Consider the following 12896-nt stretch of genomic DNA (forward strand, 5'->3'; position numbering starts at 1 on the left):
GTTATGCTCCCGTCTCACGGAAATGAATATCGCTGACGGCGCGCAGACGTTCTGCCGCCTGCTCCGCCGTTAAATCACGTTGGGTTTCAGCCAGCATTTCATAGCCGACCATAAATTTACGCACCGTGGCCGAGCGCAGCAGCGGGGGATAGAAGTGCGCGTGCAGCTGCCAGTGGTCGTTGGCGTCATTGTTAAACGGCGCGCCGTGCCAGCCCATGGAATAAGGGAAAGAGCACTGGAACAGATTGTCATAGCGGCTGGTGAGTTTTTTCAGCGCCAGCGCCAGATCGTCGCGCTGCGCCTCACTCAAATCGGTGATGCGTTTAATATGCGCCTTTGGCAGCAGCAGCGTTTCAAACGGCCACGCTGCCCACCACGGCACCACGGCCAGCCAGTGTTCGGTTTCGACCACCGTGCGGCTGCCGTCTTTTAGCTCGCGTGCGGCGTAGTCCACCAGCATCGGCGCACCGTTTTTGCTGAAATACGCGCGCTGCAGATCGTCTTCACGCTTCGCTTCGTTAGGCAGGAAGCTGTTCGCCCACACCTGGCCGTGCGGATGCGGGTTGGAGCAGCCCATCGCCGCCCCTTTGTTCTCAAACACCTGCACCCACGGATAGTGCTGACCGAGGTCGGCGCTCTGTTCCTGCCAGGTTTTCACCACCTCAACCAGCCCGGCAACCGTCAGCTCGGGCAGGGTTTTGCTGTGGTCGGGGGAGAAGCAGATCACCCGGCTGGTGCCGCGCGCGCTCTCGCAGCGCATCAGCATATCTTCGCTTTCCGGCGCGTCCGGGGTATCGGTCATCAGCGCGGCAAAGTCATTGGTAAACACGTAGGTGCTGCTGTAGTCGGGGTTTTTATCCCCGGTGACGCGCGTATTGCCGGGGCAGAGGAAGCAGTCAGGATCGTGCGCCGGCAGTTTATCCTGCGACGGGGTTTCCTGCGCACCCTGCCAGGGGCGTTTGGCCCGGTGGGGTGAAACCAGAATCCACTGATCGGACAGTGGGTTATAACGGCGATGCGGGTGATCGACCGGATTAAATGTCTGCATGTTGAGTTCCTGGTAACCTTTTTTATGCATTTTTTGCTGTGAAGGAAAATAGCACAGAGTCGCTGCGGAAAGCGTGATCAAGTCTGTATAAATGGAATCGTTTACACAAGCTGAAAAATCCGAAGTATCAATAAAAGTAGTGCAGGGATGAGGGATAACCAGGCAAGGCGGGGGAAATAATGGTAGCGGTTACATCATGATTATGGGCTGACCGAAACAGAAGGTCAGCCCCTACGCGGAACCCTGTAGGGGGCGACCATTTTTTCCGGTCGCCCCGTGTGGATGATTATCGACGAAGGTAATGACGACCATTTTTTCCGGTCGCCCCGTGCGGATGAATATCGACGAAGGCAATGGCGACCTTTTTTCCGCTTGCCCCGTTAAACCTACAATGCCTCTTGCGTATAACGATAGCCGTCGCCGTCGGCCACAAAGCTCAGACGATGGGTAATACACTGCGGCGCATCTTCGGCATGGTGGGAGACAAACAGCAGCTGGGTGCGGCCTTCGCCAATCAGCACATCGATAAAGCGGCGTACCAGCAGGCGGTTGATCGGGTCCAGCCCCTGCAGTGGCTCATCGAGGATCAGCAGCGCCGGATGTTTCACCAGCGCGCGCGCAATCAGCACCAGCCGCTGCTGGCCCCACGACAGATCGTGGAACGGAGAGTCGGCCAGCGCGCCGTGCATTCCCAGCAGCGCCAGCCACTCGCGGGCCAGCGCCTGCTGACGGTCCGACACCGCCTGATAAATGCCAATTGAGTCAAAATAGCCGGAGATCACCACGTTGCGCACGCTGCTGCTGACGCGGTAATCAAGATGCAGACTGCTGCTGACGTAGCCGATATGCTGCTTGATATCCCAGATGGTTTCACCGCTGCCGCGACGGCGGCCAAACAGGGTTAAATCGTTGCTGTAACCCTGCGGATGATCGCCGGTAACCAGGCTCAGCAGGGTCGATTTCCCTGCGCCGTTCGGGCCGACAATCTGCCAGTGCTGGCCGCGATCCACCTGCCAGCTCAGCTGGTTGAGGATCGGGCGATCGTTATAGCAGACCACGCCGTCGCGCAGCACAATCAGCGGTGCCCCGGCCGCCAGCGCTGGGATGGCGGCGGCATCGTCAGCTTCCGGCAGCGTCATGCCGGCCAGCTGCTCGCTGTGCGCCAGCTGTGCCACCAGGGCTTGCGCGAGGATAGCATCACGCGCGCCGACGTGGGTCAGGGTACACTCCGCCAGCACGCCGACGTGCGCGATAAAATCGGGGATGTCATCAAAGCGGTTCAGCACCAGCACCAGGGTAAACCCGGGCTGCTGCAGCTCACCCAGCACGCTTGCCAGGTTGGCGCGCGAATCGACGTCAAGGCCGTCAAACGGCTCATCGAGGATCAGCAGGTCCGGCTGCGCCATCAGCGCCTGGCACAGCAGCGTTTTGCGCGTCTCACCGGTTGAGAGATATTTAAAGCGGCGCGTCAGCAGGTGCGCAATGCCAAACTGCGTCGCCAGCTGCTGGCAGCGAGCGGGGTCTTTGACCTCTTCCTGAATAATCTCAGCGGCGGTGCGGCCGGTATCGTCTTCGCCGGGGCTGAGCAGGTCGGTGTTATTGCGCTGCCACTCATCGGAGACCAGCTTTTGCAGCTGCTCCAGCGACAGGCGCACCGGGCGCTGGTAGTGGCTGCTGACGCTGCCTTTGGACGGCGCCAGTTCGCCGGAGAGCGCGCGCGCCAGCGACGATTTACCGCTGCCGTTAGCGCCGACAAACGCCCAGCTTTCACCGGCGTTAAGGGTTAAATCATTCAGGTTCAGGGTTCGGGTATCGCTCAGGCGAAAGATGCCCTGCGTAATTTGCAATGTTGACATTGTTCATTCCATTTTATGCATTACAAAAACATTAGGGGCTTCCTGCTGCTGATTGTCAAACCTGCACCCGGGATTCAGAGCAGCGTCGCGATGATGGCGCGATCGGCATTAAAATATGCTGTCACCGCCGCGCCCGGCTGCAGTTTTTGCTGGGCAATATGCTGATTGTCCACGGTGGCGCACAGGGTTTCACCGCCGCTCAGCGCGATGAGGACTTCGCTGTGCGTCTCACCCTGTTCAATCTCGCGCACGGTGCCGGAGAGCTGGTTGTCCGCCTCGACGCGCTGGCGGGACACCTCAACCCACGGCGCCTTAATCAGCACCAGCACCTCTTTACCGCTCGTAAGCCTCAGGCGCTCGGCGCTCTGAGCGGTCAGCGCGACCTGCACCCGGGTGACGCCATCGGCCAGCTGCACGCTGACGTGCTGCTGCACCGGCTGATTGTCGCGGCTGATGATGGTGCCAAAGAACTGGTTGCGCGCGCTGGTCTGCAGGGAAAAGCGCGCAATCGCGGCTAACAGACTGCCGGGCGCGGCATCCTCCTGCAATACATCAAATGCTCTCTGCTGGATCTGCTCAAGCAGGGCGTACAAATCCAGCAGGCGCTCTCCCCAGGCGGTCACCTGCGCGCCGCCGCCGCCTTTCCCGCCGGTGGCGCGCTCGACCAGCGTGCGCTCTGCCAGCTGGTTCATCTCATTGATGGCATCCCAGGCGCTTTTGTAGCTGATGCCCGCCAGCTTCGCGCCCTGACTGATCGATCCGCTCTCTTTCACCTGGCGCAGCAGTTCAATACGGCGCGGGTCGGCGAACAGCCGCTGCTGTCGTTTCAGTATCAGGGCAATTTCAGCCTGCATAGATCCTCCGGGTGATAAGTTTTGGCCGGCGATTGTAGCAGCTACTGCCGCATTAGAAGCACTGGCAATAAAAAGCGCACGAAAGCACAAAAGGTCAGTGCATTCTTACAGACTACCGTTACAATAACTTTTTTCTTCAGCAAGATGAGGCTTCCATGCTGGAATTACTGAAAGGCCTGGCCGTAGCAATTATTATGGTGCCAATCGTGATGGCAATTATTCTCGGCCTGATCTGGGGACTGGGTGAAGTCTTCAACGTGATCTCGAAAATCGGTCACCGCAGCGAGCATCCCGCGAAGAAAGACCGCATCGTTCAGTAACACTGATTGCGCCATTCTAAACGCCCGGACCTCCGGGCGTTTGCTTTTCTATCATCCCACTTCCCGCCGATTAAACTTCTTCCCGCCAATGCCGATATTTACTGTGGCAGAGGGTAATGCATCGCTATATCATAAAGTATATAACGTAACCCCTGAAACCGGAGAAACATCATGTCTGTAAACTGGAACTCGTGGCTGGCTGCGGCGGCCGTCAGTCTGAGCGTTGGCGGCCACGCGATGGCGGCCGAGAACATCACCGTGTTTGCCGCCGCTTCCCTGACCAATGCACTGCAGGATATCGCCAGCCAGTATGAGAAAGGCAAAGAGGTCAAAATTGTCTCTTCTTTTGCTTCCTCGTCAACGCTGGCGCGCCAGATTGAGCAGGGCGCGCCGGCCGATCTGTTTATCTCCGCCGATCAGCAGTGGATGGATTACGCCTCCGGGAAGAAAACCATTGATGACGCCAGCCGCTTCACCCTGCTGGGCAACGATCTGGTACTGGTGGCGCCGACCGCGACGCAAGCGCAGGCCGTTACCATCAGTGAAAAAACCGACTGGAAAAGCCTGCTGAAAGGGCAGCGTCTGGCGGTTGGCGATCCGGATCACGTTCCGGCTGGGATCTACGCCAAAGAGGCCTTACAGAAACTGGGCGCCTGGCAGCAGGTCTCGCCGATGCTGGCCCCGGCTAACAGCGTGCGTGCCGCCCTGGCGCTGGTTGAACGTGATGAAACCCCTTACGGTATCGTGTATGGTTCAGACGCTATCGCCAGTAAAAAAGTGACGGTCGTCGGCACCTTCCCGCAGGCCAGCCACAAACCGGTGGAGTACCCGATGGCCATGGTGAAAGACCATAACAGCGCCAGCGTCACCGCGTTCTACAACTATCTGAAAGGGCCGCAGGCCGCAGCCGTGTTCAAACAGTATGGATTCTCCCCGTTAACCAAAAGCTTTTAAGCTGCAGCAAGGCGGCAGTTGAGTGAAGCCCCAGGTGCTTACTCAAGTCAGTAACTGGGGTGAATGAGAGCAGCCAACGCAGCTGCAGTTTAAAGGATGAAGGTTAAAATGATGTTTCTCAGTGAGCCAGAATGGCAGGCCGTCGCCCTCAGCCTGAAAGTGTCCGTGGTCGCGGTCGCCTGTAGCCTGCCGTTTGGCATCCTGTTGGCCTGGATCCTGGTTCGTCGCCAGTTTCCCGGCAAAACCCTGCTCGACAGCGTTATCCACCTGCCGCTGGTGCTGCCCCCGGTGGTGGTGGGCTATCTGCTGCTGCTCGGATTCGGGCGCCGCGGATTTTTGGGGGAATATCTTTATGACTGGTTTGGCTTCAGCTTCGCCTTCAGCTGGCGCGGGGCGGCGCTGGCTTCGGCGGTGATCGCTTTTCCACTGATGGTGCGCGCCATCCGTTTGGCGCTGGAAGCAGTTGATAGCCGGCTGGAGCAGGCGGCGCGCACGCTGGGCGCCGGGCGCTGGCGGGTGTTCTTTACCATCACGCTGCCGCTGACCCTGCCGGGGATTATCGTCGGCACCGTGTTAGCCTTCGCCCGCTCGCTCGGCGAGTTTGGTGCCACCATTACTTTTGTCTCTAACATTCCCGGCGAGACGCGCACGCTGCCGTCCGCCATGTATACGCTGATTGAAACGCCCGGTGCGGAAGGGGCGGCGGCGCGTCTGTGCGTCATTGCTATCCTGCTGGCGCTGGTTTCATTGCTGCTTTCCGAATGGCTGACCCGCTGGGGTCGTAAGCGTTTAGGTCTCTGATGTTAGAACTCGATTTCAGCCAGCAGCAGGGCGACCACACCCTGACGATTAACGCCAGCGTGCCCGCTCATGGCGTAACCGCCATTTTTGGCGTCTCCGGCGCCGGAAAAACCTCGTTAATTAACGCCATTGGTGGCCTGACCAAACCGCAACGCGGCACCATCGCCCTCAACGGGCGCCTGCTGAGCGATGCGGAAAACGGCGTCTGGCTGCCGCCGGAAAAACGGCGTATCGGCTATGTGTTCCAGGATGCGCGTCTGTTCCCGCACTACCGGGTGCGCGGCAATCTGGAATATGGCATGGCGAAGTCGATGCGCGCGCAGTTCGATTCGCTGGTGCGGCTGCTGGGTATTGAAGCGCTGCTGGATCGCTATCCGTGGTCGCTGTCCGGCGGCGAAAAACAGCGCGTGGCGATCGGCCGTGCGCTGCTGAGCGCGCCGGAAATCCTGCTGATGGATGAACCGCTGGCCTCGCTGGATCTGCCGCGCAAGCGCGAGCTGCTGGCCTGGCTGCAGACGTTGGCACGCCAGGTGGAAACGCCGATCCTTTACGTCAGCCACAGCCTCGACGAACTGCTGCATCTGGCGGATAACGTGATGGTGCTGGATAAAGGTGAGGTGAAAGCCTTTGGCCCGCTGGAGCGCGTCTGGGCCAGCAGCGCGATGCGCCCGTGGCTGCCAAGAAGCGATCAGAGCAGTATCCTGCGCGTGATGGTGCTGGAACAGCATCCTCACTACCAGATGACCGCGCTGTCGCTGGGCGATCAGCATATCTGGGTGAACCGGGTGGATGCCCCGCAGGGTACGCCGCTGCGTATTCGCATTCAGTCGGCGGATGTTTCGCTGATATTAAAACCCCCGGTCAACAGCAGCATTCGCAATGTGATCCCGGCGAAAGTGGCAGAACTGCTGGAGATTGACCATCAGATCGAAGTCAAGCTGCTGGTGGGGCAGAGCGAGCTGTGGGCGCGCATCACGCCCTGGGCGCGCGATGAACTGATGATTAAGCCCAATATGTGGCTATATGCGCAGATCAAAAGCGTGTCGATCACCACCTGATCGACACGCTCTGATTACAGCACTTCGCGGTAAAGGGTATCGGCAATCCCGCTCTCGAGGTTGGTGCCAATGACGCGTTTCGCCCGCGCTTTGATGGCATCGTCCGCATTGCCCATCGCCACGCCTAAGCCAACGGTCTCCAGCATGCTGAGATCGTTATAGTTATCGCCGAACGCAATCACCTCGCTCATCTGGTAGCCGTTCGCGGCTACCCACTGCGCCAGGCGCTTGCCTTTGCTGTTGCCCGCTTTGGCAATATCCACCTGGTCATGCCAGGACCACTCGCAGGCCAGCCCCATTTCAGCTTCAACTTTTTGCGCGAACTGCTGCAGCGCGTCGGTGTCTGCATGGGACAGGGCAAATTTCCAAATCGATTCAGCACTGCGTGCCGCGTCGGCCAGGCTGTCAACCTGTAAGAATGTCGGGCGCTGGTGTTCCGGCAGCGACAGTCCCCAGTTAATGGTGCGCGTCACGTGGCCGGTTTCAGTCTGATACAGCATGGCATTATCGACATACAGCAGGCCGTGGATGCCCGCGTCGTCCAGCATCTCCACGACGCGCAGCGCCTGCTCCTGCGGCAGCGGATCGCTCTCGAGCACCGTTTTAGTCTGATAATCATACAAATAAGTGCCATTACAGCAGATTGCAGGTGTATCGAGCGCCAGTGCCTGATAAAAAGGGTGGATGGCAACGTGATGGCGACCGGTCACGATCAGGATTTTTATTCCCGCCTGCTGCGCTTTTTTCAGCGCGGCAAGCGATTCTGGCAGAATGGTTTTCGTCGGGGTTAACAGCGTGCCGTCCAGATCGAGGGCGATGATGCGATAGCTCATGTGCGATTCCGTGACTCGAAGTAAGCCAGTAAGTGTACACCTTGTGACGCCAGCTTTAAAACTGGCGGTGCAATAATCCATTCACCTGATATCCCGTTCAGAACAAGGAGCATTCATGAAACAAGTTGTTTATACCGCCAGCCCGGAAAGCCATCAGATCCACGCCTGGCAGTTGCATGATGACGGCGCACTGACGCTGCTGCAGGTGGTTGATGCACCGGGCCAGGTTCAGCCAATGGTGGTCAGCCCGGACAAAGCGTTTCTGTATGTGGGCGTGCGCCCGGATTTCCGCGTGGTGGCCTATCAGATTGATGCCGAAGGTAAGCTGAAAGAAGCCGGCCATGCGCCGCTGCCTGGCAGCCCGACGCATATTTCTACCGACCGTAACGGGCGCTTTATTTTCGTGGGTTCCTATAACGATGCCTGCGTCAGCGTCAGCCCGATTGCTGCCGATGGCCTGCCGGGTGCGCCGCTGGAGGTGGTGAAAGGGCTGGAAGGCTGCCACTCTGCCAATATCGATCTCGGTAACAACACGCTGTTTGTTCCGGCGCTGAAGCAGGACCGCATCTGCCTGTTTACGCTGGGTGAAGACGGCAAGCTGACGGCACGCCCGCAGGCGGAAGTCAGCACCACCAAAGGTGCCGGTCCGCGCCATATGGTGTTCCACCCGAACCAGCGTTACGCCTACTGCGTCAACGAACTGGACAGCAGCGTCGACGTCTGGGACATCAGCGCCAGCGAAGTGCAGAAGGTGCAGAGCCTGGATATGATGCCGGAAGGCTTCAGCGACACGCGCTGGGCGGCAGATATTCATATCACCCCGGATGGTCGCCATCTGTACAGCTGTGACCGTACCGCCAGCATGATTACCGTGTTCAGCATCAGCGCCGACGGCGCGGCGTTAACGATTGAAGGCTATCAGCCAACCGAAACCCAGCCACGCGGTTTTAATATCGATCGCAGCGGCCAGTATCTGGTGGCGGCAGGGCAGAAGTCGCATCATATTGAGGTGTACAAAATCACTTCCGATCGTGGCCTGCTGCAGCCGCTGGCGCGCTACGCAGTTGGTCAGGGCCCGATGTGGGTGGTGATTCACTCACTGGCTTAATGCCCGTAGCGGTCAGGCATGCTAGGGGATCGCTGTAGGGGCGGGTCATGACCCGCCCGGTCCAGGCATGCCTGGACCCTACGTTAATTCTCGAACATTCATGACAGATCCACGCATGCCTGGAGCCTGGGTTAATTCTCTCATCAGGCAGCGGCGCAACGAAAAAGGGGCGGACCCAAACAGCGGTCCGCCCCTACAGGTCTTAAGCCAACCCGTCCATCCAGCTTAACTACGAATAGATCGCCGTAATGGAAGCGCTGCCCAGCGAATGGAAATGCACGTTGAAACCGACCATAGCGCCACTGGCGTTCTCATCCACTTCCAGCGTCTCTACATCAATGGCATGCACGGTAAAGATATAACGGTGCGATTCGCCTTTCGGCGGTGCCGCGCCGCCGTAACCTGCGCTGCCGAAATCGGTGCGCGTCTGCACCGCGCCGGCTGGCAGCTCCGCTTTGCCGGAACCGGCGCCCTGCGGAAGCTCGCGCACCCCGGCTGGCAGGTTCGCCACCACCCAGTGCCACCAGCCGGAGCCGGTGGGGGCATCGGGGTCATAACAGGTGATAACAAAACTTTTGGTGCCGGCAGGCACGTCATCCCACTTCAGGTGCGGCGACAGGTTATCACCCTGATAGCCCATCGCATTCAATACCTGGCGCTCCGGCAGCTTATCGCCGTCGTTAAAATCGTGACTCAAAAGCTTCATTCCAACTCCTTAACTTTCATATTTGAGGCTGCATCTGCGTTAACTGCGCTCGTTATTCGGGCCATCCCTGGCCCTCACCCCTTAGGGGGCCGCTGTAAACAGCGTTCAAATCGGTTCCTGACTGATTTGTCATTCTCTTGTCGCCTTGATGCAACCTCAACTATTTTGGTTAGCAATTATTGATGTAACAACTTCAGCAGCTCTTCGGCCGCAGCAGCGGAGGAGGCCGGGTTTTGTCCGGTGACCAGGTGGCCGTCGGTCAGGACATAAACACCCCAGTTATCCGTGTGTTCAAACTGGCCGCCAAGCTTTTTCAGCTCGTCCTCAACCAAAAAAGGTACCATATTCGTCAGCCCAACGGCATGCTCCTCGCTGTTGGTAAAGCCGGTCACCCGTTTGCCCGCCACCAGCGGCGTACCGTCCGGTTTCCTGGCGTGGCGCAGCACGCCCGGCGCGTGGCAGACGGCGGCAACCGGTTTACCGTTGGCGAACAGCGTTTCGATTAAAGCAATACTGGCTTCATCTTCCGCTAAGTCCCACAGCGGGCCGTGGCCCCCGGGGTAGAACACCGCATCGTAATGGCCGGGATCGATATTTTTCAGCTGCTGCGTATTGGCCAGCGCCTGCTGAGCAATGGGGTCCTGGCGGAAGCGTTCGGTATCGGGAGTTTGTGCATCCGGGGCGTCGCTGACCGGGTCGAGCGGCGGCTGCCCCCCGGCGGGAGAAGCCAGCACCACATTGATATGGGCGTCAAAAAAGACATAGTACGGCGCGGCAAACTCCTCCAGCCAGAAGCCGGTCTTTTTACCGCTATCGCCCAGCTTATCGTGGGAGGTTAATACCATCAGGATCCTCACGGCCGATCCCCCGCAACGCGAATCACCACCTTGCCGAAGTTTTCCCCCTGCAGCATGCCGATAAAGGTTTCTGGTGCCTTATCCAGACCGTCGACAATATGTTCGCGGAACACCAGGCGATCTTCCGCCACCCACTGGCTCATCTGGCGGAAAAACTCGTCAAAGCGGTGGCCGTAGTCCTGGTTAATGATAAAGCCCTGCACGCGCAGGCGTTTGCGCAGGATCGCACTTTGCAGCAGCGGCAGACGGTCAGGGCCGGCAGGAACGCCGGTGCTGTTGTAGTCGGCTATCAGCCCGCAGACCGGGATGCGCCCTTTGGTATTCATCAGAGGTAATATCGCATCGAATACCCGCCCACCGACGCTTTCAAAGTAGACATCGATACCATCCGGGCAGTGGCGCTTCAGCTGCTGTTCCAGATTGTCATCGCGGTGATCCAGGCAGCGGTCGAAGCCCAGCTTCTCTTCGGCGTAGCGGCATTTCTCCGCACCGCCCGCAATCCCGACCACGTGGCAGCCCTTGATTTTGGCGATCTGCCCGACCAGCGAACCGACAGCCCCCGTGGCGGCCGCGACCACCACCGTCTCGCCCGGCTGCGGGTTACCGATATCCAGCAGGCCCATATAGGCGGTGAAGCCCGGCATGCCCAACATGCCCAGCGCCCAGGAAGGGTGTTCCAGCACCGGGCCGCTGAGCTTAAGCAGGTCTCGCCCGTCAGACAGCGCGAAATCCTGCCAGCCGTTGCCGCTCACCACCCAGTCGCCCGCGCTGAAATCAGGATTTTCTGAGCGCTCAACAATCGCTACCGTGCCGCCGCACATCACCTCATTCAGCGCGACCGGCGGAACGTAGGAAGGGGCGTCGCTCATGCGCCCGCGCATGTAAGGGTCGAGGGAGAGCCAGACGGTGCGCAGCAGCACCTGTCCCTGAGCGGGCTGCGGCACGTGCTGAGATTCCAGGCGGAAGTTCGCCTCGGTCGGCGCACCGTGCGGGCGTGAGGCCAGCAGCAGGCGGCGGTTGGTCTGTTTATCTTGTGGCATAGTTCCTCCGATTTCTTAATGCGGCAGTAGTGCCGCTTAAAAACGTTCTAAAAGCGTAGCGCATCACGCTTTTGCCTGCCGGGAGGGTGAGCCGATCCTGATTAATTAAACAGGGCCGGATGAGCAATAGCTTCGCTGATGGCGTGCGTTAACTGCGCCAGCGCCGCCGGGGAGATGATATAGGGCGGCATCAGGTAGATCAGGTGACCAAACGGACGGATCCACACGCCCTGTTCGACAAAGAACTGCTGCATCGCCGCCATATTCACCGGTCGCTGCGTCTCTACCACGCCAATCGCGCCCAGCACCCGCACGTCCGCCACGGCAGGGTGGTCGCGCAACGGCAGCAGCGCGGCGGCCAGCTGGCTTTCAATTGCGGCGACCTGAGCAGGCCAGTGGTTCTCCTGCAGTATCGCCAGGCTTTCGGCGGCCACCGCGCAGGCCAGCGGATTGCCCATAAAGGTTGGCCCGTGCATAAAGCAGCCGGCAGTGCCCTGGCTGATGGTATCGGCCACATGGCGGCTGGTCAGCGTGGCGGAGAGCGTCATGCTGCCGCCGGTTAGCGCTTTTCCAACGCAGAGAATATCCGGGGCGATCTGCGCGTGTTCACAGGCAAACAGCCTGCCGGTGCGGCCAAAACCGGTGGCGATCTCATCGGCAATCAGCAGCAGCGAATAGCGGTCGCACAGCGCGCGCACCCGTTGCAGATAGCGCGGATGATAAAAGCGCATCCCGCCCGCGCCCTGCACGATCGGTTCGAGGATGACGGCGCCGATCTGCTGATGATGTGCCACGATCAGCTGCTCCAGCGCATCGGCATCGCTCTCCTGCCACTCATCGTCAAAGCGGCAGGCCGGGGCCGGGGCAAACAGATGCTCGGGCAGATAGCCCTGATACAGGCTGTGCATCGAGTTTTGCGGGTCGCACACCGACATCGCCGCGAAGGTATCGCCGTGATAGCCGTGGCGCAGGGTGAGAAACCGCTGCCGCTTTTCACCGCGCGCCTGCCAGTATTGCAGCGCCATTTTCATCGCCACCTCCACCGCCACCGAGCCGGAATCCGCCAAAAACACGCACTGCAAATTCTGCGGCACCATGGCCAGCAGCCTGCGGCACAGCGCCACCGCCGCCGGATGGGTTATGCCGCCAAACATCACGTGTGACATCTGCGCCATCTGCGCCTGCAGCGCCCGGTTGAGGCGCGGATGGTTATAACCGTGGATCGCCGACCACCAGGACGACATGCCGTCGACCAGCTGGCGCCCGTCGGCCAGCTGTAGCGAGGTCTCCTGCGCGGCGACGATCGGGTAGCAGGGCAACGGCGCGGACATCGAGGTGTACGGATGCCAGATGTGGTCACGGTCAAAGGCAAGATCGGCTGGGGTCATAAAATCACTTGTAAACCAAAAATAAAATATTTAGTTTACAAGTATAACCAGGCCGTGAAGATAAATGACAGAC

The 12896-nt window shown here is 59.5% G+C and carries 13 protein-coding genes; 5 read left to right on the forward strand and 8 right to left on the reverse strand.

The window, feature by feature from the left end; genetic code table 11:
* Position 1: 1 nt before the first annotated feature.
* From galT to modE, 3 genes are all read right to left on the reverse strand, one after another.
* Positions 2 to 1048 carry a galactose-1-phosphate uridylyltransferase gene (galT, locus tag ACLI4M_RS16600; protein ID WP_133624150.1) on the reverse strand — a complete coding sequence of 349 codons (1047 nt, stop codon included), beginning with the start codon at positions 1046 to 1048 and terminating at the stop codon, positions 2 to 4.
* Between the two features lie 386 nt (positions 1049 to 1434).
* Positions 1435 to 2904, reverse strand: coding sequence for a molybdate ABC transporter ATP-binding protein ModF (gene modF / locus ACLI4M_RS16605; protein ID WP_133624149.1), 1470 nt, complete (start codon positions 2902 to 2904; stop codon positions 1435 to 1437).
* Positions 2905 to 2978: 74 nt separating this feature from the next.
* Entirely contained in the window at positions 2979 to 3758 is a 780-nt protein-coding gene (modE, locus tag ACLI4M_RS16610; protein ID WP_133624148.1) for a molybdenum-dependent transcriptional regulator, read from the reverse strand.
* A gap of 155 nt (positions 3759 to 3913) precedes the next feature.
* On the opposite strand from modE, the gene ACLI4M_RS16615 reads away from it, so the two are divergent.
* The 4 genes from ACLI4M_RS16615 to modC all read left to right on the forward strand — a co-directional run bounded on the left by ACLI4M_RS16615 (position 3914) and on the right by modC (position 6891).
* A complete protein-coding gene (locus tag ACLI4M_RS16615) occupies positions 3914 to 4078 on the forward strand; it encodes an AcrZ family multidrug efflux pump-associated protein (RefSeq protein WP_133624147.1) in 165 nt (54 codons plus the stop codon).
* A gap of 171 nt (positions 4079 to 4249) precedes the next feature.
* Positions 4250 to 5032: a molybdate ABC transporter substrate-binding protein gene (modA, locus tag ACLI4M_RS16620; protein ID WP_133624146.1), complete on the forward strand. Its 783-nt coding sequence runs from the start codon at positions 4250 to 4252 to the stop codon at positions 5030 to 5032.
* A gap of 111 nt (positions 5033 to 5143) precedes the next feature.
* Complete coding sequence (modB, locus tag ACLI4M_RS16625; RefSeq protein WP_133625101.1) at positions 5144 to 5833, forward strand: molybdate ABC transporter permease subunit; 690 nt, start codon at positions 5144 to 5146, stop codon at positions 5831 to 5833.
* Positions 5833 to 6891 (forward strand): molybdenum ABC transporter ATP-binding protein ModC, encoded by a 1059-nt coding sequence (gene modC / locus ACLI4M_RS16630; RefSeq protein WP_253538663.1) that lies wholly within the window; start codon positions 5833 to 5835, stop codon positions 6889 to 6891. Before modB ends, modC begins: the two co-directional genes overlap by 1 nt.
* Positions 6892 to 6905: 14 nt before the next feature.
* On the opposite strand, the gene ACLI4M_RS16635 is transcribed toward modC, so the two are convergent.
* On the reverse strand, positions 6906 to 7724 hold the full coding sequence (locus ACLI4M_RS16635; RefSeq protein WP_133624145.1) for a pyridoxal phosphatase: 819 nt from the start codon (positions 7722 to 7724) through the stop codon (positions 6906 to 6908).
* A gap of 115 nt (positions 7725 to 7839) precedes the next feature.
* Here ACLI4M_RS16635 and pgl point away from each other — a divergent pair, with 115 nt between their 5' ends.
* Positions 7840 to 8832 carry a 6-phosphogluconolactonase gene (gene pgl, locus ACLI4M_RS16640; RefSeq protein WP_133624144.1) on the forward strand — a complete coding sequence of 331 codons (993 nt, stop codon included), beginning with the start codon at positions 7840 to 7842 and terminating at the stop codon, positions 8830 to 8832.
* A 229-nt stretch (positions 8833 to 9061) separates the two neighbouring features.
* Here pgl and ACLI4M_RS16645 read toward each other — a convergent pair whose 3' ends face one another.
* The 4 genes from ACLI4M_RS16645 to bioA all read right to left on the reverse strand — a co-directional run bounded on the left by ACLI4M_RS16645 (position 9062) and on the right by bioA (position 12823).
* Positions 9062 to 9538: a kinase inhibitor gene (locus ACLI4M_RS16645; RefSeq protein ID WP_048916689.1), complete on the reverse strand. Its 477-nt coding sequence runs from the start codon at positions 9536 to 9538 to the stop codon at positions 9062 to 9064.
* 176 nt (positions 9539 to 9714) lie between these two features.
* A complete protein-coding gene (locus ACLI4M_RS16650; protein ID WP_133624143.1) occupies positions 9715 to 10395 on the reverse strand; it encodes a type 1 glutamine amidotransferase domain-containing protein in 681 nt (226 codons plus the stop codon).
* Entirely contained in the window at positions 10392 to 11435 is a 1044-nt protein-coding gene (locus tag ACLI4M_RS16655) for an NADP-dependent oxidoreductase (RefSeq protein WP_133624142.1), read from the reverse strand. The genes ACLI4M_RS16650 and ACLI4M_RS16655 overlap by 4 nt, the downstream gene beginning before the upstream one ends.
* Before the next feature lie 101 nt (positions 11436 to 11536).
* On the reverse strand, positions 11537 to 12823 hold the full coding sequence (bioA, locus tag ACLI4M_RS16660; RefSeq protein ID WP_133624141.1) for an adenosylmethionine--8-amino-7-oxononanoate transaminase: 1287 nt from the start codon (positions 12821 to 12823) through the stop codon (positions 11537 to 11539).
* Positions 12824 to 12896 lie beyond the last annotated feature (73 nt).

This window comes from Erwinia sp. LJJL01 (genome assembly GCF_047300805.2).
GTDB classification, from domain to species: domain Bacteria; phylum Pseudomonadota; class Gammaproteobacteria; order Enterobacterales; family Enterobacteriaceae; genus Erwinia; species Erwinia aphidicola.